The organism is Corynebacterium halotolerans (genome assembly GCF_050107895.1).
Lineage (GTDB): Bacteria > Actinomycetota > Actinomycetes > Mycobacteriales > Mycobacteriaceae > Corynebacterium > Corynebacterium halotolerans_B.
This window is the reverse complement of the sequence record NZ_JBNILW010000001.1, coordinates 236,572-258,449: the sequence shown is the minus strand read 5'-3', so window position 1 is coordinate 258,449 and position 21,878 is coordinate 236,572. Positions and strand designations below refer to the sequence as shown.

Annotated in this window: 21 protein-coding genes and 5 tRNA genes; 3 read left to right on the top strand and 23 right to left on the bottom strand. The window is 66.3% G+C overall.

Features of this window, described 5'->3' with window-relative positions; translation table 11 throughout:
• Nucleotide 1: 1 nt before the first annotated feature.
• The 8 genes from secD to ACQCVD_RS01175 all read right to left on the bottom strand — a co-directional run bounded on the left by secD (nucleotide 2) and on the right by ACQCVD_RS01175 (nucleotide 7,722).
• Nucleotides 2-1,969: a protein translocase subunit SecD gene (gene secD, locus ACQCVD_RS01210; RefSeq protein ID WP_426821859.1), complete on the bottom strand. Its 1,968-nt coding sequence runs from the start codon at nucleotides 1,967-1,969 to the stop codon at nucleotides 2-4.
• 294 nt (nucleotides 1,970-2,263) lie between these two features.
• A complete protein-coding gene (gene yajC / locus ACQCVD_RS01205) occupies nucleotides 2,264-2,725 on the bottom strand; it encodes a preprotein translocase subunit YajC (RefSeq protein ID WP_426821858.1) in 462 nt (153 codons plus the stop codon).
• A 119-nt stretch (nucleotides 2,726-2,844) separates the two neighbouring features.
• Nucleotides 2,845-3,930 (bottom strand): Holliday junction branch migration DNA helicase RuvB, encoded by a 1,086-nt coding sequence (gene ruvB / locus ACQCVD_RS01200; protein WP_426821857.1) that lies wholly within the window; start codon nucleotides 3,928-3,930, stop codon nucleotides 2,845-2,847.
• A gap of 16 nt (nucleotides 3,931-3,946) precedes the next feature.
• The gene (ruvA, locus tag ACQCVD_RS01195) at nucleotides 3,947-4,558 is read right to left on the bottom strand and encodes a Holliday junction branch migration protein RuvA (RefSeq protein WP_426821856.1); all 612 of its coding nucleotides are present in this window, start codon (nucleotides 4,556-4,558) and stop codon (nucleotides 3,947-3,949) included.
• The gene (gene ruvC, locus ACQCVD_RS01190; protein WP_426821855.1) at nucleotides 4,555-5,154 is read right to left on the bottom strand and encodes a crossover junction endodeoxyribonuclease RuvC; all 600 of its coding nucleotides are present in this window, start codon (nucleotides 5,152-5,154) and stop codon (nucleotides 4,555-4,557) included. The genes ruvA and ruvC overlap by 4 nt, the downstream gene beginning before the upstream one ends.
• Nucleotides 5,155-5,318: 164 nt before the next feature.
• On the bottom strand, nucleotides 5,319-6,071 hold the full coding sequence (locus ACQCVD_RS01185) for a YebC/PmpR family DNA-binding transcriptional regulator (RefSeq protein ID WP_426821854.1): 753 nt from the start codon (nucleotides 6,069-6,071) through the stop codon (nucleotides 5,319-5,321).
• Nucleotides 6,072-6,229: 158 nt separating this feature from the next.
• Nucleotides 6,230-6,841: a pyridoxal 5'-phosphate synthase glutaminase subunit PdxT gene (pdxT, locus tag ACQCVD_RS01180; RefSeq protein ID WP_426821853.1), complete on the bottom strand. Its 612-nt coding sequence runs from the start codon at nucleotides 6,839-6,841 to the stop codon at nucleotides 6,230-6,232.
• A gap of 32 nt (nucleotides 6,842-6,873) precedes the next feature.
• The gene (locus ACQCVD_RS01175; protein ID WP_426821852.1) at nucleotides 6,874-7,722 is read right to left on the bottom strand and encodes an acyl-CoA thioesterase; all 849 of its coding nucleotides are present in this window, start codon (nucleotides 7,720-7,722) and stop codon (nucleotides 6,874-6,876) included.
• A 130-nt stretch (nucleotides 7,723-7,852) separates the two neighbouring features.
• Here ACQCVD_RS01175 and ACQCVD_RS01170 point away from each other — a divergent pair, with 130 nt between their 5' ends.
• Nucleotides 7,853-8,329, top strand: a complete 477-nt coding sequence (locus ACQCVD_RS01170; RefSeq protein ID WP_426821851.1) for a DUF3817 domain-containing protein — start codon at nucleotides 7,853-7,855, stop codon at nucleotides 8,327-8,329.
• A gap of 99 nt (nucleotides 8,330-8,428) precedes the next feature.
• On the opposite strand, the gene pdxS is transcribed toward ACQCVD_RS01170, so the two are convergent.
• The 14 genes from pdxS to ACQCVD_RS01100 all read right to left on the bottom strand — a co-directional run bounded on the left by pdxS (nucleotide 8,429) and on the right by ACQCVD_RS01100 (nucleotide 19,057).
• Nucleotides 8,429-9,331 carry a pyridoxal 5'-phosphate synthase lyase subunit PdxS gene (pdxS, locus tag ACQCVD_RS01165; RefSeq protein ID WP_426821850.1) on the bottom strand — a complete coding sequence of 301 codons (903 nt, stop codon included), beginning with the start codon at nucleotides 9,329-9,331 and terminating at the stop codon, nucleotides 8,429-8,431.
• Nucleotides 9,332-9,943: 612 nt separating this feature from the next.
• Nucleotides 9,944-10,414, bottom strand: a complete 471-nt coding sequence (locus tag ACQCVD_RS01160) for a hypothetical protein (protein ID WP_426821849.1) — start codon at nucleotides 10,412-10,414, stop codon at nucleotides 9,944-9,946.
• Complete coding sequence (locus tag ACQCVD_RS01155) at nucleotides 10,414-11,526, bottom strand: glycosyltransferase family 4 protein (protein ID WP_426821848.1); 1,113 nt, start codon at nucleotides 11,524-11,526, stop codon at nucleotides 10,414-10,416. Before ACQCVD_RS01155 ends, ACQCVD_RS01160 begins: the two co-directional genes overlap by 1 nt.
• Nucleotides 11,523-12,458 carry a phosphatidylinositol mannoside acyltransferase gene (locus tag ACQCVD_RS01150; RefSeq protein WP_426821847.1) on the bottom strand — a complete coding sequence of 312 codons (936 nt, stop codon included), beginning with the start codon at nucleotides 12,456-12,458 and terminating at the stop codon, nucleotides 11,523-11,525. Before ACQCVD_RS01150 ends, ACQCVD_RS01155 begins: the two co-directional genes overlap by 4 nt.
• Nucleotides 12,455-13,105, bottom strand: a complete 651-nt coding sequence (gene pgsA, locus ACQCVD_RS01145) for a phosphatidylinositol phosphate synthase (RefSeq protein ID WP_426821846.1) — start codon at nucleotides 13,103-13,105, stop codon at nucleotides 12,455-12,457. Before pgsA ends, ACQCVD_RS01150 begins: the two co-directional genes overlap by 4 nt.
• Nucleotides 13,098-13,721, bottom strand: a complete 624-nt coding sequence (locus ACQCVD_RS01140) for an HIT family protein (protein WP_426821845.1) — start codon at nucleotides 13,719-13,721, stop codon at nucleotides 13,098-13,100. Before ACQCVD_RS01140 ends, pgsA begins: the two co-directional genes overlap by 8 nt.
• Nucleotides 13,705-15,768 carry a threonine--tRNA ligase gene (thrS, locus tag ACQCVD_RS01135; RefSeq protein WP_426821844.1) on the bottom strand — a complete coding sequence of 688 codons (2,064 nt, stop codon included), beginning with the start codon at nucleotides 15,766-15,768 and terminating at the stop codon, nucleotides 13,705-13,707. Before thrS ends, ACQCVD_RS01140 begins: the two co-directional genes overlap by 17 nt.
• A gap of 137 nt (nucleotides 15,769-15,905) precedes the next feature.
• Nucleotides 15,906-17,207, bottom strand: coding sequence for a Dyp-type peroxidase (locus tag ACQCVD_RS01130; RefSeq protein WP_426821843.1), 1,302 nt, complete (start codon nucleotides 17,205-17,207; stop codon nucleotides 15,906-15,908).
• Nucleotides 17,197-17,796, bottom strand: coding sequence for a copper chaperone PCu(A)C (locus ACQCVD_RS01125; protein WP_426821842.1), 600 nt, complete (start codon nucleotides 17,794-17,796; stop codon nucleotides 17,197-17,199). The genes ACQCVD_RS01130 and ACQCVD_RS01125 overlap by 11 nt, the downstream gene beginning before the upstream one ends.
• Before the next feature lie 5 nt (nucleotides 17,797-17,801).
• Nucleotides 17,802-18,410 (bottom strand): copper resistance CopC family protein, encoded by a 609-nt coding sequence (locus tag ACQCVD_RS01120; protein ID WP_426821841.1) that lies wholly within the window; start codon nucleotides 18,408-18,410, stop codon nucleotides 17,802-17,804.
• Nucleotides 18,411-18,681: 271 nt separating this feature from the next.
• Nucleotides 18,682-18,754 (bottom strand) — tRNA-Gly (locus ACQCVD_RS01115).
• Nucleotides 18,755-18,788: 34 nt separating this feature from the next.
• Nucleotides 18,789-18,863, bottom strand: a tRNA-Val gene (locus ACQCVD_RS01110).
• A 10-nt stretch (nucleotides 18,864-18,873) separates the two neighbouring features.
• A tRNA-Cys gene (locus tag ACQCVD_RS01105) sits at nucleotides 18,874-18,944 on the bottom strand.
• Nucleotides 18,945-18,984: 40 nt separating this feature from the next.
• A tRNA-Gly gene (locus ACQCVD_RS01100) sits at nucleotides 18,985-19,057 on the bottom strand.
• 690 nt (nucleotides 19,058-19,747) lie between these two features.
• Here ACQCVD_RS01100 and ACQCVD_RS01095 point away from each other — a divergent pair.
• A tRNA-Val gene (locus ACQCVD_RS01095) sits at nucleotides 19,748-19,822 on the top strand.
• A gap of 164 nt (nucleotides 19,823-19,986) precedes the next feature.
• Here ACQCVD_RS01095 and ACQCVD_RS01090 read toward each other — a convergent pair.
• Nucleotides 19,987-20,994, bottom strand: a complete 1,008-nt coding sequence (locus ACQCVD_RS01090) for an asparagine synthase C-terminal domain-containing protein (RefSeq protein ID WP_426821840.1) — start codon at nucleotides 20,992-20,994, stop codon at nucleotides 19,987-19,989.
• 132 nt (nucleotides 20,995-21,126) lie between these two features.
• Between ACQCVD_RS01090 and ACQCVD_RS01085 the strand changes: the two genes are divergently transcribed.
• Nucleotides 21,127-21,870 carry a pyrimidine reductase family protein gene (locus tag ACQCVD_RS01085; RefSeq protein ID WP_426821839.1) on the top strand — a complete coding sequence of 248 codons (744 nt, stop codon included), beginning with the start codon at nucleotides 21,127-21,129 and terminating at the stop codon, nucleotides 21,868-21,870.
• Nucleotides 21,871-21,878: the final 8 nt, after the last annotated feature.

The following is a 21,878-nucleotide window of genomic DNA, read 5'->3' as shown; positions in this document are numbered from 1 at the left end:
GCTACTTCTCCTCGTCCCGGTTCCCGGGGTGTTCAGCTGACGGGGATGCCTCGCTGCTGTCAGCCACGGCGGTGGCACCACCGGTGGCGGATACCAGCGGTTCCGCCCTGGCCTCGCGCTGCTCGGCGGCTGCCGTCGCCTCGGCACGGACATTCTCGGCGAAGGCGAAGGCCGCACCCATGCCGTTGACCGAGGGCTTGGCGAAGAAGGGGCGGCGGGCGGCCAACAGCATCAGCGGCGCGGTGATCATGAAGGTGACCAGCAGGTCGAAGACGGTGGTCAGTCCCAGGGTGAAGGCGAAGCCCTTGACCTCGCCCACGGCCAGGACGTAGATGATGACGGAAGCCAGCAGCGTCACGATGTTGCCGGTGACGATGGTCTGCCGCGCACGCTCCCAACCACGGGGAACCGCCGAGCGGAAGGTTCTACCCTCCCGTACCTCGTCCTTGATGCGTTCGTAGAGAACGACGAAGGAGTCGGCCGTGGTGCCGATACCGATGATGATGCCGGCCATGCCGGACAGATCCAGGGAGTAGCCGATCCACCGCCCGAGCAGCACGAGGGTGCCGTAGAGCAGGACGCCGGCGGCGGCCAGGGTGAGCAGCGAGACGAACCCGAACATCCGGTAGTAGAAGAAGACGAACAGCGCCACCAGGACCAGTCCCACCAGCCCGGCGATGAGCGCGGCCTGCATGGCAGCGGCACCCAGCGACGGGGGCACGGTTTCCGCGGTGCCGCCGGACTCGCCGTTCTCACCGGCGAAGGACAACGGCAGAGCGCCGTAGCGGAGGTTGTTCGCCAGGTTCTGTGCCTCCTCCTGGGTGAACTGGCCCGTGATGGAGGTCGCCGACCCCACCGGCGTGGGCGACTGGATCACCGGAGCCGAGATCACCTGGGAGTCCAGGGTGATCGCGACCTGCTGCTGCAGGTACTCGGTGGTCAGCTCCGACCAGGTCTGGGCGCCCCGCTCACCGCCGTCGGACTCGAAGGAGAAGGAGACCTCCATCTGTCCGGTCTGCTGGTTGAATCCGCCGTTGATCGGGCGATCCGTGTCGATCTGGTTTCCGGTCAGCCGTTCACCGTTCTCCTCATCCGTCTCCCCGGAGAGCAGTGGCACCGGGCCGAGCAGCATGATCTGACCGGTTGACGGCTCGCAGGCCAACAGCGGCAGCGTCGGGTCGTCGGTGCCCTGCAGCGGGTCCGTCTCCTCCTCCGGGCCGCACTGCATCAGTGCCTGGGTGACGAACTGGACCGATGGGTCGGTGGACTGGCGGTGCTCGCGGAGCATGTCCGTGACCTCGGCGCGACGCTCACCGGCCTCGATCGAGTTCTCCGGTTCGGGTGCCGGGGTAGCCGTGATCTCCGGCTCCGCCACCGGCTCCACCTCGATGTCGGTGCCTTCTTCCCCGGCCGCCTGGGCCTGCTGCTCATTGGCGTCGTTGATCGCGCCGATGATGGTGGACACCGATTCCTCGGCCTCCTCCGGGGTGAGGACCCCGGCTGCGACCCATTCATTGGCCATCTCGCCGGTCAGCTCGGGAACCTGGAGCGGGTCAGGCATGCCGCCCTGGGTGACGGGGCGGAAGTACAGCTGGGAGGTCTGGCCGACCGCGCGGGCTTGCGAGGTGTCCTCGCCGGGGACGGTGATTACCAGCGTGTTGCCGTCAGCGACCACAGAGGCGTCGGACACGCCCATGCCGTTGACGCGGTTCTGCAGGATCTGGCGGGCCTGCGCCAGCTGATCCGGAGTGGGTTCCTGGCCCTGCGGGACCAGGGTCACCCGGGTGCCGCCCTGCAGGTCGATGCCGAGCTTCGGGGTCGCGGAGCGGTCACCGGTGAAGAAGATCAGAGCGAACACTGCCAGGACGATGAGCACGAATAGCGCGATCGCCCGGCTGGGCCAGGAGCGTCGGGCAGTTCCGGAGCCGGACCGGCCCCCGGCTCTACCTCGACGGGATGCTGCGGACAAGGACGTCTCCCCTCTGGGACGAAGTGGCCGACGCCCCGCCTGGAACGGTTGCCACCATGGGGAACTCGGCGGTCCTGACCGCCGGGAACTCCGACGGAGGCGGGCGTGACTCAAAAATTCACGGACAAGATGTATCTACTGGCACGGATGCGGAAACCCGCGCCCGTGGGCACAACGGATCATCGTACGTTATGACCCCGGCCAGTACGCGACCCAACCCGCATGCTCCACGGGTCGAATCGTCCACCACAACAAAACCACCGCCCCTGGGTTTCAGGGTGCGGTGGTGGTGGTTTAAGGCCGGTTCTCCGGGTGATCACCGTCGGTGTCCCGGTTCTCCGGGTCCTCGGGGGCGTTGTCCACGGATCCGGTGTCTCCGCCGGCCTGGAAGGGCGGTTCTGAGGGGCTCTGGCCACGCTGGTCGTCGAGAGGGGCCTCCGGGGTGTCCTCCGGGTGGGTGTAACCCACCGCGCCGGCCGAGTCCGCGGTGCCCACCATGCCGGTGTGCTGGTAGCGGACGACCGACATCTTCTCCATGGTGATGTCGATCCCGGGGGCGACCTCGAGGACCACGCTGGTTTCGGCGATGGCGGTGACGGTGCCGTGCAGGCCGGACACGGTGACCACCTTGTCCCCCGGCCGCAACGAGTTCTGGAAGGTCTGGATCTCCGCCTGGTTGCGCTTCTGCTTGCGCATCATCAGGAAGGAGGGCAACAGGAAGACCAGGAGCAGAATTACTAGCAGAAGAATTTCCATAATAGCCCCAGTCTGCCAGAACCAGCAGCTTTTTCACGATCCAGCGCTGACAAACACAGGAAATCCACAGATATCATCAAGCTTGGTGCAAGGCGTCCCCGGCGACAGTGCCGGGAGGGTCAGTCCTCGGACCACGCCCCGATCGTTCCCTCCGGCGGCGTCAGCCCCAGATGCGCCCACGCCGCGGCGGTGGCCACGCGCCCCCGGCCGGTCCGCGCCACCAGGCCGGCGCGGACGAGGTAGGGCTCGCACACCTCTTCCACAGTGCTAGATTCCTCGCCCACCGCGACCGCCAGAGTGTTCACGCCGACGGGACCGCCGCCATGCCCGCGCACCAGGGCGTTGAGCACCTGCCGATCGAGCCGGTCGAGGCCCTGGCCGTCAACATCGAAGATCTGCAGCGCCTCCCGGGCGGCCGGGAGATCCACATGCCCGTCGCCATGGACCTCGGCGTAGTCACGCACGCGCCGCAGCAGGCGGTTGGCGATACGCGGGGTACCCCGCGAACGCGACGCGATCTCGACGGCTGCATCAGCGTCGATGCCGACGTCGAGGATGCGGGCGGCGCGGGTCACCACCTTGGTGAGGTCCGTGGCATCGTAGAACTCCATCTGGGCGGTGAATCCGAAGCGATCACGCAGCGGACCGGTGAGCATGCCCGCGCGGGTGGTTGCCCCCACCAGGGTGAAGGGCGGCAGTTCCAGGGGAATGGACGTGGCGCCCGGGCCCTTGCCCACGATGACGTCGATGCGGAAATCCTCCATCGCCATGTAGAGCATCTCCTCCGCCGGGCGGGCGATGCGGTGGATCTCGTCGATGAACAGGACATCCCCCTCCATCAGGTTCGACAGCATCGCCGCCAGATCCCCGGCCCGTTCCAGAGCGGGCCCGGATGTCATCCGGAGACTGGTGCCGAGCTCCTGGGCGATGATCATCGCCATCGTCGTCTTCCCCAGCCCGGGCGGCCCGGACAGCAGCACGTGGTCCGGGGTGACCCCACGGTTCTTCGCCCCCGTCAGCACAAGGTCGAGCTGACCACGGACCTTCGGCTGCCCAATGAACTCCTCCAGGCTACGGGGCCGGAGCGTACGTTCCCCGTCCTGCTCCTGCGGCTGGGAATACGGATCGAGCGGGGTGTCCGGATCCCGACCCGGGCCATCGGACTGGGGCGGCAACTGGAATTCGGTCTTCTCCACGTCTGACATGAGTGCTGCCGCCCGCCTACTTCTTACCCAGGGCGGTCAACGATGCCCGCAAGGCCACTGCGGTATCCAGTTCCGGCTGCTGAGCGAGGACTTCGGCGACCACCTTGCTGATTTCCTTTTCTGCGAATCCCAGCCCCAACAGGGCCTGGGTGACCTCATCGGCCACATGGTCCGCACCGACCGGTAGTTGCGCGGCGGGAACGGGCCCCTCGGGGACCGGCTCCGCGAAGTGGGACACCTTCTCCTTCAGCTCCAGGATCATCCGCTCAGCGACCCGCTTCCCCACCCCGGGAATCCGCTGGAGAGTCTTGGAGTCGGAGTCACGTACCGCCCGCGCAATCTCACCCGGGTCGAGGACAGACTGGGAAGCCACCGCCAGACGAGGGCCGAGTCCACTGACCGTCTGCAGCAGGTGGAACATCTCCCGGCTCTCACTGTCGGTGAATCCGTAGAGCTGCATCGAATCTTCCCGGACCACCAGGGTGGTCAACACACTGCTCTCCTCCCCGCGGCGCAGCTCAGCTAGCGTGCGGGGGGTGGCGGTAAACAGGTAGCCGACGCCCGAACATTCGATGACGGCGTGGTCGAGACCGATGGTGGTGACAGTGCCGCGCAGTGACGCGATCATGATCTGGCTCCTGGGACAGGGTTGCGGCCGGAGGCAACCGGATGATTGGAGTGCCGGGCGGCGAGTTCGGCGTCACGGCGCTGCAGCGCCTGTTTCTCCCGCTCGAGCAGCGGGGCGCGCCAGCAGTGACAGACCGCCAGAGCGAGGGCGTCGGCGGCGTCGGCGGGCTTGGGCGGCTCCGCCAGCCCCAGGATGCGAGTGATCATGACGGTCATCTGCTTCTTGTCGGCGCGACCGTTTCCGGAGATGGCCTTCTTGACCTCGCTGGGCGTGTACATGTGGACCGGGACGTGACGTTCCGCCGCCGCCAGCATGAGAACTCCGACCGCGTGCGCGGTGTGGATGACGGTGGAGACGTTACCGCGTTCGAACAGCCGCTCAATGGCCACCACATCCGGCTGGTACTCATCCATCCACTCGCCCACCGCGCGCGAGATCCGGAGTAGCCGTTCGGTGAGCTCGGAGTCGGAGGGCGTGCGCACTACGCCGACGGAGACGGGCAGCACCGCCCTCCCCCGGCCCGCCTGGACCACGGATAGCCCGCACCGGGTCAGCCCGGGATCAATGCCCATGACCCGAAGCCCCTCAAGGTTCACGCCTGTCAACCGCCTTTCGACTTCCCGGCCGCTCTGCCACGGACGCGCGGCTGCCTGCCGACGTTTCCGCCACCTTGATTATTAGCACACTCTTGCGAAGATCAGCGCCCCGACCTCCGCCACCGGCAGGACCGGGTGGAGATCGGGGCGTCGGGAATGCCGGATCACTCGGCGAGTGCGGCGAGCACCTCTTCAGACAGGTCCATGTTGGTCCACACGTTCTGGACGTCATCGGATTCCTCGAGGGCGTCGATGAGCCGGAAGATCTTCCGCGCGTCATCCGCACCCAGCGGAACCTCGACCGACGCCCGGAAGTCCTGCTCGGAGTCGTCGATCACGATCTCGGACTCCGTCAGGGCCTCCTTGACGGCCGGGATATCGGTCGGGGCGCAGAGAATCTCGAACCGCTCCCCGATGGCATTGACCTCTTCTGCGCCGGCCTCGAGCACGGCCATGAGGATGTCATCCTCGGTCAACTCGCCCTTTTCCACCAGGACGACTCCCTGGCGGGTGAACATGTACGCCACGGAGCCGGATTCACCGAGGTTGCCGCCATTCTTGGTCATGGCGGTCCGCACCTCGGTGGCGGCGCGGTTGCGGTTATCCGTCAGACATTCGATGAGCATGGCCACACCGTTGGGGCCGTAACCCTCGTACATGATCGATTCCCAGTCGGCACCGCCGGCTTCCTCGCCGGAACCGCGCTTGCGGGCGCGCTCGATGTTGTCGTTGGGAACGGAGGACTTCTTGGCCTTCTTGATCATGTCATCGAGCGTCGGGTTCGCCGAGGGATCGCCGCCACCGGTACGCGCCGCAACCTCGATGTTCTTGACCAGCTTCGCGAACTCCTTGCCACGCTTGGCATCGTTCGCCGCCTTCTTGTGTTTGGTGGTTGCCCACTTTGAGTGGCCGGCCATACCAGTCCTTTCCTTCGGCGGTACCGGTGTCGCTCCACCCGTCAGGCTCTGCGGCCTGCGGGGAGCGCCTCACCGGTGATTCAATGTTGCTTCGTCGATTATACGCAGCGGGACAAACCGGCCGGTAGTGACTGCCGGGAAAATCTGCCGTCGGACAGCTACAGGCGCGGGGTGTTGCGCGCGACAAGCGAGAGGAAGTAGCGGTGAATGCGGGTGTCACCGGTGACCTCGGGGTGAAAACTGGTGGCCAGGACATTGCCCTGCTGCACAGCGACCACGGCGCCGGCGGCGGGACCGTCCGGTACGGTCGCGAGCTGCTGCACGTCCGGCCCCACCCGTTCCACCCACGGAGCCCGGATGAAGACCGCCGGAACGGGTTCCTCGATCCCGGTGACGTCGAGCTCTGCCTCGAAGGAGTCGACCTGGCGGCCGAAGGCGTTGCGCCGCACGGTGATGTCCAGCCCGTTGAGCTGATGAGCGTCCGGCCGGGTGTCGAGTACCTGGTTGGCCAGCAGGATCATTCCGGCACAGGTGCCGTAGACGGGCAGGTTCCCGGCGATCACCTCGCGCAGTGGCTCCAGCAGACCGCCCAGCTCCAGCAGGCGGGACATCGTGGTGGACTCGCCCCCTGGAAGGATCAGGCCGTCGATGCCCTTCAGGTGCTCGAGGCGCCGGACCTGCCGATGGGCCACCCCCAGCTGATCCAGGGTGCGCTCGTGCTCGCGGACACCGCCCTGCACCGCCAGAATGCCGATACGTGGTTCCGTCATGGTCTGTGCTCTTTTCTGTTGCTGGTGTCTGGTCACTGTCCGGTCTGGTCACGGTGGGTGCGGGTCAGCCCCTCCTGGTTGACGATCGCCACCAGGTCCCCCGCCTCGTTGAAGATCCGGCCGTGGGTCAGGGCCCTGCCATTGGCTGCCGAGGGCGAACGCTGGTCATAGAGCAGCCACTCATCAGCCCGGAAGGGACGCAGAAACCACATGGCGTGGTCCAGGGAGGCCATCTGCAGTTTGTGGTTGGGATGCGGCACCGTGGCAGAGTGCAGCAGCGTCATGTCGGACATGTACGCCAGCGTGCACACGTGGAAGGTGTGGTCATCCGGCAGTTTCTCCTTCGACCGGAACCAGACCACCTGTTCCGTGGCGGTGTGGGGGTTCTTCTCGTAGAGGTCGCCGGGCACCACGCGGATGTCCCAGTCCGCCCATTCCTCCAGGTGAGCACGGGAGTGTGCGATCGCCTTGCCGTCGACCGCGAACTCCTCGGGTCCCGGGACGTCCCGCATCCGGTCCGCATGCTCCGGTCCAGAGTCTCCCCGGCGGTGGAAGCTGGCCTGCATGGAGAAGATGGTCTGGCCATCCTGCACCGCCTTGACCTGCCGCACCTGGAAGCTCCGGCCGTCACGCATGCGGTCAACCAGGAAGATGGTCGGCGCCGCGGCATCACCCCCGGCGAGGAAGTAGCCGTGCAAGGAGTGCACATCATAGCCTTCCGGGACCGTCCTCGTGGCGGCGACGAGTGTCTGTGCGGCCACCTGACCGCCGAAGGTGCGTGGCAGCTCCGACGCCACCACCGGTCCCCGGTAGATGTCCCGGTCGATCTGTTCAATGCCCAGAATGTGTGCGATACCGCTCAATGCTGTCCTGCTCCTCATGTGGGTCGTCGGTGCGCCGGTGGTCCGGGTCTGTCCCCCCACCAGCACCCTCGGTGAAGTACCTCACACAGTCTACCGCCTGCGGACACGAGTTAATTCCAGTGGATCGCGGTGAGTTAGCCTGACGGTTATGACACCCCGTTTACTGCACCGGACCGCCGCGGGCCTGGAGATGGTCACCTGGACGCTGCTCATCCTCGGCATGATCCTCAAATACACCGGCGTCACCGACGCCCTGGTCCCGATTGCCGGTCCCATCCACGGCTTCGGCTTCCTTTGTTTTGCCGCCATGACCATCTTGATCTGGGTCAACAACCGTTGGCCGTTCTGGCTGGGCATTGTTGGCCTGGTGGTGTCCGTGATCCCCTGGGCGGCGCTGCCGTTCATGATGTGGGCGGACCGCAAAGGTTATCTGGACGAGGGCTGGCGCTACCTGGGCACCGACGATAAGCCTGCAAACGCGGCGGACTGGGGACTGGCCCAGATGGTGCGCCACCCGGTCCGCACCATCCTCATCGTGCTGGTGATCATCGCTGTCATCTTCACCCTGCTGCTGAACATGGGTCAGCCCTACGATCCGGACGCCATCGTGGACTCCGTCAACTGACCGGTCCCGACCACGAGCAGACGCCCACCTTCCCGGGACATCCCCGGAGGTGGGCGTCAGTGTCAGCCACGCTCCGCACGCGGAAGCGGTGGGCAGGAGCTACCAGCCGCGCTCGGCCAGACGGTGCGGCACCGGGATGTCGTCGACATTGATGCCGACCATGGCGTCACCCAGGCCGCGGGAGACGTCGGCCACCGTCGTCGGGTCGTCGTAGTTCTGGGTGGCCTGGACGATGGCCCGGGCACGCTGCTCGGGGTTGCCGGACTTGAAGATGCCGGAACCGACGAACACGCCGTCGGCACCCAGCTGCATCATCATCGCGGCGTCGGCCGGAGTGGCGATACCACCGGCGGTGAACAGCACGACCGGGAGTTCGCCCTTCTCGGCGACCTCGCGGACCAGTTCATAGGGGGCCTGCAGTTCCTTGGCCGCGACGTAGAGCTCGTCCTCAGCCATGGACTTCAGGCGGTTGATCTCGGCGCGGATGGTGCGCATGTGGGTCACGGCGTTGGAGACGTCACCGGTACCGGCCTCGCCCTTGGAGCGGATCATCGCGGCACCCTCGTTGATACGCCGCAGCGCCTCACCCAGGTTGGTCGCACCACAGACGAACGGAACCTTGAAGTCGAACTTGTCGATGTGGTTGGTGTAATCGGCCGGGGTGAGCACCTCGGACTCGTCGATGAAATCGACGCCGAGGGCCTGCAGGACCTGCGCCTCCACGAAGTGGCCGATGCGGGCCTTCGCCATCACCGGAATGGACACGGCTTCGATGATGCCGTCAATCATGTCCGGATCCGACATGCGGGAGACGCCACCCTGCGCCCGGATATCGGCCGGAACGCGCTCCAGGGCCATCACCGCGGTGGCTCCGGCGTCCTCGGCGATCTTCGCCTGCTCCGGGGTCACCACGTCCATGATGACACCGCCCTTGAGCATCTCGGCGAGACCGCGCTTGACTCGGCCGGTTCCGGTACCGGTGGAAGAAGTGTTGCTGCTCACGTGTAGGTCACGCCTCCTGCGTTTGAGAACTTCGAGTTATCAGTTTTCATGATAGTCCGCACTATCCGCAGGATGTGAACCGGGCGCGCTCGTTGGGGTGGTTTCCATTCAGCCGGAAAAATACCGGGAGCAGCAACGAGGAATGCCGGAGTGGCACGGGGTGGCTTCTATTGTGCCGCCGACCGCTTCGCCCACCAGAGGCGAAACGCCAAGATAAAGGAGAACAGCACTTCCTGCCCCAACGTCCAGCCGAACATGGAAAAGAACAGCCCGGTGCCCTCCTGACTGGTGACGGAAGTGGCTCATGCAGCGGCCATAGCGGTGCCGAAGCTGGCGGCTGTGCCCAAGGCCGAGGAAAATGTTCCCACGACGGGACTGCGGGCGCACCTGGCGGCGAATACGGCTGCGGGGCCGCCTCCACCGAAGCCTTGACCCGCCAGATCAGCGCGGCGTCTCTCAGCGTGGGCACCACCACGACCGTCGCCGTCGCCGAGATGAATGCCGGCAGGTGGAGCTGGTGAGCGTCCATGACAGGAGACTGCCCCAGTTCCTGCGACCCGGCCGTGGTGTGCCGCCCCGAAACTGGGCGGTACCGGCGCTACCGGGAGTTCACTATTCGCTCATCTCCACCTGTGACAGCTCAAAATAGTCCGGCAGCGGCGCCGTGCCACCCAGGCGGAAAAACCGCACCAGAGGGCGGGTCCGGAGAGCCCGGGTGGTGGTCACGGCGTCGTTGTAGAACCGGTGGGCCAACTCCACCCGGGCGGTGGCGTCGATCAACTGCGGGGGCAGGGCCGAGGCGGTTCCCACGCGATGCGTCAGGGCCTCGACGAGGTGACGTTCCCGGGCGGCCCGCTGATCGAAACCATTGTGGACCAGGGGAAGTGCCGCTGCAGAGCGGGCCGCCGCGGTCAATTCCGGTATCAGCGCCTCCACCAGTGAGGCCCGCAGGTCCAGCGCCGCCTGGAGGTTCTGCAGCGCGGAATCGGTACGGATGTGCAGCCGGTTCAGGCGCTGCGCGGTGAAATAGGCCCACAGCAGGACTGCGGTGACGATCACCGCGAGCAGAACCCACCAGATCATCAGCGCACTCCCACCGTCGTGCCGTCGGTGACCGTCTCATAGACCGCCAGAACGTCCCGGCCCACACTGGACCAGTCATAGAGTCTGGCCCGCTCTTGGCCGGCGCGGACCAGCCGGTCCCGGGCCGCCCGGTCGTCGATGAGCGTGCAGAGGGCCTGTGCGAGCTCCCGGTCTGAGCCGGTGCGGAACAGAACGCCGGCGGGTTCCGGGGATCCGGCGTCGCACACCAGAGAAAACGCCTCGAGATCACTGGCGACGACCGCGCAGCCGGCGGCCATCGCCTCCACCAGGACGATGCCGAAGCTTTCGCCCCCGGTGTTCGGTGCCACGTAGATGTCGGCCCGGCCGAGGATCGCCGCCTTCTCTTCATCGGTGACCCGGCCGACGAAGTCGACGCCTTCCATGGCGCGCGGCCGACCCCCGCCCATCACGGTCACCCGGATGTCGCGCTCGATGCGGCTGAGCGCCCGCAGGAGGATGTCCAGCCCCTTCCGGGATTCATCCAGCCGGCCCAGGAAGACGATCTCCACCGGTGCCGGCGGCTCCTGCCCCGCCACCTGTGCCAGGTGTCGCTGGTATGCGGCGCGGTAGATGCCGGTGTCCACACCGTTGGGGATGAGCACCGGATCCCCGCCGAGCTGTTCGACCTGCCAACGCCGCGCCATCTCGGAAACCGCGATGCCGCCCCGGATCTTCTCCAGGTAGGGACGGAGCACCGCCTGGAAGGTCTTCAGCACGGTCGATCCGGAGCTGGAGGCATGGTAGGTGGCCACGATCGGCCCCTCCGCGGCCCATAGGGCGGCCATGGAGTAGCTCGGTGAGTTCGGCTCGTGGAGGTGGAGCACGTCGAATTCCCCCTCCCGGAGGAACTTCCGGACCCGCCGCAGGACCTGCGGACCGATGGCCAGACGGGCGACCGAGCCGTTGTAGCGGATCGGGATCGAGCGCCCGCCCTTGACCACGAAATCAGGGACCTCGGTGTTGGGGGAGCAGGGCCCCAGGACCCGGACAGTATGTCCGGCGGCGATCAGAACCCGAGCGAGATCAAGGATATGAGCTTGAACTCCGCCGGGTTCGTCGAAGCTATAGGGACAGACGATGCCGATCCTCATACGCTGCCCTCCCCCGCCGCGGCCTGCTGCCGTCTCCGGTTCCGGGCCTCGATGTCGGCGGTCCACTGGGGCTGGAGCATGTGCCAGTCCTCCGGGTGTGCCGCGATATTCGCCGCGAACAGATCGGCGATGCGCTGCACGGTTTCCGGAAGGTCGCTGACCTCCACCTCATCGGAGACACTGAAGCCCCACTCTCCTTCAGCCGGGTACCAGCAATGGACCACGTGCAGGGCCGCTCCGGTCTCCAGTGCCAGTTGCGCGGGCCCGGCGGGCAGCGAAGTGGCTTCACCGAACATCTCGCAGGCCACGCCACGCTGCTTCAGATCCCGCTCGCCCATCAGGCAGACGATCCCACCTTCCTCGAGCACCTGCTTCAGCTTCGGATAGGACGGGGTACCACCTGTCAACGGCAGTACCTGGAAACCCAATGACTCGCGGTATTCCACGAAGGCCTCATAGAGCACCTCCGGCTGCAGCCGCTCCGCCACTGTGCTGAACTGCCCGTACTGCTGCACGAGGTAGAGTCCGGCCATGTCCCAGTTCCCGGAATGCGGCAGGGTGAGAATGACGCCGCGTCCGGAGGCCACGGATTCGGCCACCAGCTGTTTGCCCACTACGGCGTCGCGCAACGTGGCGCCGAGGGCCGGGTCCCCGGACAACCGCGGCAGACGGAAGGCCTCACGCCAGTAGCGGGCGTAGGAGCGCACCGACGCCCGGACGAGGTCCCGCGTGACATTTTCCTCGCCGACGATGCGCGCGAGGTTGCGGCGCAGCTGCTCCATTCCCCGGCCCCGGTCACTGGTCAGGTCCGCGCCGAGATTGAAGAGCGAGCGGGCCAGCGCCTCCGGCAGCTGGCCCACCACCTTCCAACCGAGCAGATAGCCGGCGGCAACCGGGTCCCGGTCCTGCCACAGCGCGCGGAGGACACTCATGCGGTAGCTTCCTTCGTTCCGGCCGGGGCTTCCGCCGGTTCCTCGGCCTGCGGCGCATTGTGCGCCATGACCAGCCGCTGGACCACGGTGTACACCGAGCCTACGGCGAGCGCCCAGATGGCGACGTCGACGGCATAAGGCACGCCGAAGCCCTGGAGACCGACGCCGACGAGACCGACGATGAGCCGCTCGGGCCGTTCGACGAGGCCGCCGACCATGCGGAAGCCGCTGGCTTCACCCCGGGCCTTGACATAGGAGATCACCTGGGAGGCCACCAGGACCACCAGGGAGGCGGCGACCAGGCTCGGGTGGGCGTCATAGCTGTAGACCAGCCACCATGTCACGGCGCCGAACAGGGCGCCGTCGGTGATCCGGTCGCAGGTGGCGTCCAGGGTGGCACCGAATTTAGTGCCCCCGCCGCGCAGCCGGGCCATGGTGCCGTCGACCATGTCGAAGGCCGCGAAGATCCCGGAGAGCACCGCCGCCCAGGCCAGGTAGCCGGCCGGGATGAGCACGACCGCAATCAGGATGGTGATCACCGCGCCGAGGAGCGTCACTGCGTTGGGCGAGATCCCGGCCCGGTTGAAGAACTTCGCGACGGGCTCCACGAAGATCGCCGCCGGCCGACGGCCGCGGGTGCTAAGCATCGGCGTCCCTTCCCGCCGCACGGGCGTCCCCGGCGACAATGCGCGCCCATTCCTCCGCGAGCAGTTCGCGGGTGTCCCGCAGCAGCTGGGGCAGCACCTTCGTCCCGGACAGTACCGTCATGAAGTTCGCGTCCCCAGCCCAGCGCGGCACCACGTGCATGTGCAGGTGCTCGCGGACCGAGCCGCCCGAGGCCTTGCCCAGGTTGAAACCCACGTTGACGCCCTCCGGCTGGGAGACCGCCTTGATGGTGCGGATCGCCAGCTGGGCGAAGCGCATCATCTCCGTCGACTCCTGATCCGTCAGCGCCTCCAGCTCCGCGACCTTGCGGTACGGGATCACCATCAGGTGACCGCTGTTGTACGGGTAGAGGTTCAGGATCGCGTAGACGTGTTCACCACGCGCGACGATCAGGCTCTCCTCGTCCGACTGCTTGGGGGCCTCCACGAAGGGGTCGGCTTTCCGGGCGGCGGGTGCCTCGGGGTCACCAGAGCCGACGCCCCGGTTGATGTAGGACATCCGGTAGGGAGCCCAGAGGCGGGTCAGCCGGTCCGGCTCGCCTACCCCGCGGTCTACCCAGACTCTTTCTCCCCCTGCCTGCTCAGCGTCGTGCGGCAATGACTTCCTCGCTCGGTTGCGTGTTGTTGCGCTCAGTGATCCAGGTGCTGATCAGGTTCACGGCCTCATCGACGGGTACGCCGTTGACCTGGCTACCGTCCAGGAAGCGGAAGCTGACGGCTCCGGCCTCGACGTCGCGGGCCCCCGCCAACAGCATGAACGGAACCTTGCCGGTGGTGTGGTTGCGGATCTTCTTCTGCATCCGGTCATCTGAGGTGTCCACGGTGGCGCGGATCCCCTTCTCCCGCAGCTGCGCGGTGATCTGTTCCAGGTGCGGAATGAACTCATCCGCCACCGGGATGCCCATGACCTGGTGCGGTGCCAGCCAGGCAGGGAAGGCGCCGGCGTAGTGCTCCAGCAGCACCGCGAAGAAGCGTTCGATGGAACCGAACAGGGCACGGTGGATCATGATCGGCTGCTTCTTGGAACCGTCCGAGGAGGTGTACTCCAGGTTGAAGCGCTCCGGCATGTTGAAGTCCAGCTGCACGGTGGACATCTGCCAGGTGCGTCCGATGGCGTCGCGGGCCTGCACGGAGATCTTCGGGCCGTAGAAGGCGGCACCCTCCGGGTCCGGCACCAGTTCCAGACCGGACTCGGTGGCCACCCGGCGCAGAATCTCGGTGGAGCGCTCCCAGACCTCGTCGTCGCCGACGTATTTCTTCGGGTCCTTGGTGGACAGCTCCAGGTAGAAGTCATCCAGCCCGTAGTCCTTCAGCAGGGAGATGATGAAGTCGAGCACGCTGGTCAGCTCTTCCTCAAGCTGCTCGTCGGTGCAGTAGATGTGGGCGTCGTCCTGGGTGAAACCGCGGGCGCGCGTCAGGCCGTGCACCACCCCGGACTTCTCGTAGCGGTAGACCGTGCCGAACTCGAACAGGCGCAACGGGAGTTCGCGGTAGGAACGACCACGGGAATCGAAGATCAGGTTGTGCATCGGGCAGTTCATCGGCTTCAGGTAGTAGTCCTGACCCGGCTTGGTCTCGTTGCCCTCGGCGTCGTATTCCGCGTCCAGTTGCAGCGGCGGGAACATGCCGTCCTTGTAGAAGCCGAGGTGGCCCGACTTCTCGAAGAGGTCCGACTTGGTCACGTGCGGCGTGGTGACGAAGGAGTAGCCGGCCGCGACATGGCGTCGGCGGGAGTGCTCCTCCATCTCCATGCGGACGGTCGCGCCGTTCGGATGGAACACCGGTAGGCCGGAGCCGATTTCGTCCGGGAAGGAGAACATGTCCAGTTCATTGCCCAGGCGGCGGTGGTCGCGCTTTTCGGCCTCGGCCAGCATGTGCTGGTAGGCCTCCAGCGACTCCTTGTCCTCCCACGCGGTGCCGTAGATGCGCTGCAGATCGGCGTTGTCCTGGTCACCGCGCCAGTACGCGGCCGAGGAACGGGTCAGCGCGAACGCCGGGATGTAGCGGGTGGTCGGGATGTGCGGGCCGCGGCACAGGTCGGACCACTCGACGTCATTGGTGCGCGGGTTCACGTTGTCGTAGGCGGTCAGATCACCGGCGCCCACCTCGGTGGCCTCGTCTGAGTCGGGGTCCACGTTGCCCTTGTCCTGGACCAGCTCCAGCTTGTAGGGCTCGTCCTTGAGCTCTTCCGCGGCCGCCTCAGCGGAGGCGTAGACGCGGCGTTCGAAACGCTGTCCCGACTTGATGATCTTCTTCATGCGCTTCTCGATGCGCTTGAGATCCTCCGGGGTGAACGGCTCGGCGACGTCGAAATCGTAGTAGAAGCCGTTCTCGATGGCCGGACCGATGCCGAGCTTGGTGCCCGGGAACTCGGCCTGCACGGCTTGGGCCAGCACGTGGGCGCAGGAGTGGCGGATGACGGAGCGGCCATCCTCGCTGTTGGCGGGAACCGGAGTGAACTCAGCGTCGGTTTCCGGGGTGTGGGACAGATCCTTCAGGTTCCCCTCGGTGTCCTTGACGCAGACGATGGCGTCAGGGCCCTTGTTCGGGAGCTCAAGCTCACGCATCGCCGCCCCGACGGCGGTTCCGGCGGGAACCGGGAAGGGGGCGAGGGTCACCTGGGCGGACTCGGTGGCGTTGACCATAGGTTGCGTTCCTTTTCACGCTCACGTGGGCGGCGGCATACCTGGCCGCCTCCCACTGGGATCTGGTACAGCCGCCGTCCCCCGGTCCGAGTGGTCCGGGGGACGCAACTGTTCGCCGATCATCCTACCCGCAGCACCTACTCCGCCAGGAGCGCGGCACCCCAATAGCTGTCTCCGGAGCCGCCCTCGGCGGATACCCCCGGCGGCAGCGCGTAGACGGCGGAACCGATGTGGGTGATCCACTGGTTCAGTCGGTCCGCCTCGTCCAGGCGGGCCTGGATGGGGACGAACTGCCGGGTGGGGTCCCGCTGGAAGCAGATGAAGATCTGCCCGGAATTCGACAGCACCGGCACCCCTTCGCTCTCCATCTCGAGGGACACCTGCGGGTCCGGCGGCAGGTCATAGTTGTAGGGCCGCCGCCGGATCACCTGTTCGGGATGGCCTTCGGGAGCACGGGCACGGGCGATGTGGCTGGCGGGGTCGATCATCGGCAGACCGGTGTGATCCACCGCCTCGAAGTCCGGTTCCTCGAACTCCTCCGAACCGGACAGGGGTGCGCCTTCCGCCAGGTCTCGGCCAGTGGAGACCTCCCGTGAGGCGCGGTCGAGGATCTCCCAGGTGTCCACGTTCATGAAGATCCGGCGCACCACCATCGCGGACCCGCCGCGCAGCCACTCCGGCCCTTCGGTGATCCACACATGATCCTCCAGCTCCGCCCCCGAGGAGAGGTTCTCGGTCCCGTCCTTCTGCCCGAAGAGGTTCCGCGGGGTCTCCCCCTTGGTCTGTACCCCACGGGCATCGAGAAAGCCCTGCTGGATCCAATCGGTGGCGGCGTAGTCGACGCCCGCGCGGATCATGTGGCGGGTGGCGTGGGCGACCGTCAGCGGGTCATCAGCGCAGATCTGCAGAACCAGATCCGACTGTCCCCACCTCTCATCCAGGCGGTCCCGGCTGAACTCCGGCAGCGGCGCGAGCCACTCCGGACGCTGCTCCGGGGCACCGATCAGCTCGAAGAGACGCGGCCCGAAACCACAGGTGATGGTCAGGTTCGCGGGAGTGTCCGCGAGCTCCGGCTCGAGACTGCCCAGCGGGGTCCCCCCCTGTGTCAGCCGCCGGGCGTCATCGGTCCACACGCGCATCAGCCGGCGCACCGCCCCCTTGTCGGCGCCGTCGCGCAGGTTGAAGGCGACGAGGTTGAGGTTGGACTGCTCCGGGGTGGCGATGCCCGCCTGATGGAGGCCGTCAAACGTGACGGTCTGGGCCCCCAGTTCCGTCACACCCGCGCCGCCGGCGTTGCCCTCACTGCTGCTTGACGACGCCCCGCCGGCACCGGTACCGCACGCCGCGAGGGCGGCGCCGCCGGCCGTGACCGACAGGCCGGACAGGAAGCCACGCCGGGTGAGCCGCGGCCACCGCCCATTCAGGTTGTTAGTGCTCATGCTCCGATCCGTCTTCCATACCACCGTGATCCATGCCGCCGAGGTCGCCGTAGTCCTCGTCGCCGGCACCCATGGTGCGCACCGGGACATCCGCCAGCTCGACCGTTGAACCGTCAGCGAGCTCCAGAGTCATACTCACGGCATCGCCGGCCTCGATCGGCTCACTCAACTCCATGAACATGAAGTGATCGCCGCCCGGGCCCAGCTCATGCGACTCACCGGCGGGAATCGTGATGCCGCCCTCCTTCTCCTGCATGACTCCGTCGACGACCTCGTGGATCTCATAGCTTTCGGCGTCCACGCTCGCGGTGAGACCGACGATGGTGAGCTCCTCGTCGGAGCTGTTCTGCAGGGTGCCGAAGACCGAGGTCATCGGATTGTCCTCGACGGTGGCGCGGACCACGCCGTCCGACAGGGTGAGATCGGCCGTGGCCTCCGCGGCGGTCTCATCCGCCGCCGTGTCCTGGGCGGTCTGCTCTTCCGTCCCAGCCTGGGTGGGATCGGTGGAGTCACCACCGTTGGAGCAGCCGGCCAGCACCAGTGCAGCGGAGGCGAGCAGGGAGACACCGAGAATTCGGGTACGAGACATCAAGACTATTCCTCACTGTTGTTCCGGTTCTTCGCGATCATCATCACGAGGACACCGAGAATGACGATGACACCGACACCGCCGAATACCCATCCCAGCGGCCCAGCCAGCAGCTGGTCCTCCGGATCGGAGGTGTCGGCGCCCTGTTGCGCACCGTCGTCGGCGGGAGTCTCCGCGGTTGCGTCGGTCCCGGCGGCAGACCCGCCAGCCACCTCGAAGTTGATGGAACCGCGGGTGGCGTGCCCGTCTGAGGAGGTGATCTGGAAACCGACGGTGTAGTTGCCGGCACCGGCCTCGACGTCATCGGGCACATCGAGGGAGACCAGACGCTCATCGAGCTCCGGTTCGCCGGAGAACAGCACCTCCCCACTGTCCGTGTCGCTCACGGCCATGGTGTTGAAGGTGTCCTGGGGGATGCCGGAGAACTCGAGGACGATCTCCTCAGGGAACTCCTCGACAACGCTGCCCGGTTCCGGGGTGCCCCCGATGACTGAGTCATGCGCCTGCGCCTGGGGCAGGCCGAAGCCGAGGGCCCCGGCGGCCAGGGCCACACCGGCGGCCGCGATCGCTGCGATGGGGGCTCGGCTAGTGGGACGAACGCGGGTGTGGCTCACGGAGATGTTTCCTCCTCGTTGACGGTGGAGCACGGCGATCCCGCCGCGCTATGAGAGATAGTCGGACACCGAACCGGATAAGTTCCCGTCATCGGGAATTCACCGCAGATTCGCCAGTGGATCCGAGTCGGTCGATTATGCTACTCGCCGTGAAGATGCCGGGGTTATGACTGGGGGCACAGCGCCTGCAGTGCGGGCGCGCGGGAGCCGCCCATCGAGATCCGGCAACGAAAATACCGGCCAGCCCCAGAAGGCTGACCGGTTATTGGAGAGCGGATGACGAGACTCGAACTCGCGACCCTAACCTTGGCAAGGTTATGCGCTACCAACTGCGCTACATCCGCATCGAACCCGGTTTAGAGAGGGGATTCATCCTCTTGGTGCGCGATACTGGGATTGAACCAGTGACCTCTTCCGTGTCAGGGAAGCGCTCTCCCGCTGAGCTAAACGCGCTTGAACTGCGAGGTGGAAACGGGAATCGAACCCGTGTACACGGTTTTGCAGACCGTTGCCTCACCACTCGGCCATTCCACCGTGGCGGTTGATCCCGCCTCAGGTACCTGAAAGATACCAGAGCGGATGACGAGACTCGAACTCGCGACCCTAACCTTGGCAAGGTTATGCGCTACCAACTGCGCTACATCCGCATGCACCACATGTGAACCAGCTTGTCGGTGTGACCTGCTGTGTGCTGCGAGAACAAACTTTATCCTGAAGTGTCCGTCGAATACAAATTCCCAGTTCGCAGGCGGTTCCCGGGAAGCACCTGCCCCCTAAGTGGCAGAGTTTTGAACTACAGCGATGTAATTCGCGGCGCTTCCCGATCCTGCCCGCCGTAGTGGACGGCACGATGCGCCCGGGATCTCCAAAAGGGGAAGGGCGGGACGACAGTGAAAAGTGTGCCTCGTTGCCGGGCCCTGCTACCGACAACACCCCATGGCGTTCCCCATTGCTGTCCAGGGGCGTTGAGGAAGACAAAAGAGGGATAGGGGTGGGGAGACCGGGCGCGGCGCAACAACGTCGGGACCATTGCTTTCCGGCGACGGCATCCCGAAGGGTCGCAGAACGCCAGTGCCGCCTGGGAGAGGTGCGTGGCCACCTGACGATCGCCCGGTGCTGGGCATCAATGGTTTCCGGGCCCGTGTGCGACACCCCTCGGTCTTCACTGACTCGACGACGTCTCCCCCAAGCATCCCGGGCCGCGCTCCCGCCGGTCCATTGCCGGATGCATTCGGTAGCGGCCGCCCGGAACCGCGCACTACCAGCGGATTAGGTCTCGCAGCAGCCCCCGTGTTAGATTTTCTATCGCAACAGGGGCGGTCAATGGCAGCCCCCGCGGTCCTATGGCTCAGTGGAAGAGCGTTCCGTTCACACCGGAAAGGTCGCTGGTTCGAACCCAGCTAGGACCACCACATTTCAGATCCGTTCTCCGGCAGGGGAAACGGGTCTTTTCGCGTTCCCTCGCCCGCTGCACAAGCTAAAAGGCTTGCGCGGGCTAAGCCAGCCCAGCAGATCCCCGAGCCGGAGCCCCGGAGTTTCATCCGGGGTGATCGTCTGGAAGACCGGTACCGGGCAACTACCCCGCCTGGGAGCGCAACCACATTCTCGCGACCACGAACTCCAATGGTTCGGTCCCGGGACTGCTGTAGGTCTGCTCCCCGTAGGCCTCCAGCAGCTCCTGCCGGGCAATGGCGACGATGGAATCGACACCTCCGGCGGACACCTGCATCGGGTTCTTCTTCAGACTCACCACCTGCTCCGGGAGGCCCAGCTGGCGCGCCGCCCGACGAAGGATGCCCTTGTCCCGGCCGAGGTCCCCACCCCGCACCACCTTCGGGTGGAGTGAGAGCGCCAGGTCCGTGGCCGCGTGAGTCTGCCAGACCTGGATGTGCCGGTTCGCGTCGCCGATCAGACGCTCATAGAAGTCCGGGATGAACCGTTCCCGGATGAAGTTCCGCCGCACCTTGCTCCGGATCCGCTGGTCCCACTCCCCGAGCACTGCGGCCTCATCCCCGCCGGAGATCAACTGCTCCCCACCCAGGAACAGCGCATCGGCACCGCCACCCGAAATGATCGGCCCCTCGAGTCCCCGGTCCCGCGCCGCCCGGTCGATGGCCAGCAACACGGTGCCGGCGAGCACCTCCCACGGCTCACTGGTGTCCAACTGCTTGAGGACGTCGAGCACCAGCCGCCGGAAATCCGGTAACCCCGGGTCCACGACCCGGTGTTCGAGGCCGAGCTCCTCCGCCACCCGGGCGGCAATGTCGCTCTCCTCGACGGAATCCGCCAGGTTCGCCTGCTGAAAGGTAAAGGCCACCGCATCCTCACGCAGCGAAGCCGCTACTGCGGCGATGAGGATGGAATCGATGCCGCCTGAGAGCATCAGAATCGGCGGACGCTGCCAGGCGTCGAACACGGCACGCAGTCTCTCCCGCAGATACTCCAGGATGAGGGCCACACCGATGTCCTCATCGGTCACGTCGTAGACGCCGGGAACGGACAGATCGCGTTCATCCGCCACATATTCGCAGCCTACCGCCGTCATCGCACCCACTGCCGAACCTTCCTCGTTTCTGCCGGTCATCCCGCCAGCCTACCGGTCTAGCTGCGCTCTCCCCGGCACCAACAGCCGGGCACTTCCCGGCCCCGGCCCGTGCCTGCTGCGGTGTCCGTCGCCGAATCCCGGAGTAGCCCGCCCCGGGGTAGGCTCGGCCACATGCTGGGAAGGGCCGAAAACTGGAACGTGGACACTCTCCTGGGAACGCTGCGCCCGCCGGGAGCCGAGGAACTGCGAGCCATTGCTGCGGTGACGCTCTCCGGGGCCACGACGATTGACGGTTCCTCCCGTGAACTCGGCAACCACCTGGACCAGGAGCTGTTCAACCGGGTCCGGCAGTGGTCCGATGTCGTGCTCGTCGGTGCCGCCACGGTCCGCAGCGAAAACTATTTCGGCGTGCGGACTTCACCGGAGCTGGATCGGCGGAGAACTGAACACGGCCAGCAGAAGGTCCCGCCCATCGCGGTGCTGACGGAACGTTTCAACCTGTCACCGACTGCCCAGTTCTTCACCGACACCTCCGTCGCCCCGCTCATCCTGTCGCCGGAGCGCTCCCACCGTGATCCTGTTCTGGCGCAGCGACGCCGCGATCTCGAGGCCGCCGGTGGTGTACTGGTCTCCACCGGCGACGGCACCCTGGCCGAATGCGTCCGGGTTCTGCACAGCATGGGATTCGCCCGCATCGCAGCGGAAGGCGGGCCCCAGATCTTCGCGAAACTCTTCGCGGCCGACCTCGTTGACGTCCTCCACCTGACCGTGGATCCCACAGTGACCATGCCAGTCCGCATACCACTCCTCTCGGACGCCGACGGTGAGGTGGACTTCCACCGCGATCTGTCTCTGGAGCACGCCGTGGCCACCGATGACGGCACCCTCTTTCTGCGGTACCGGCGGGAGCGCTGACCGGGTGG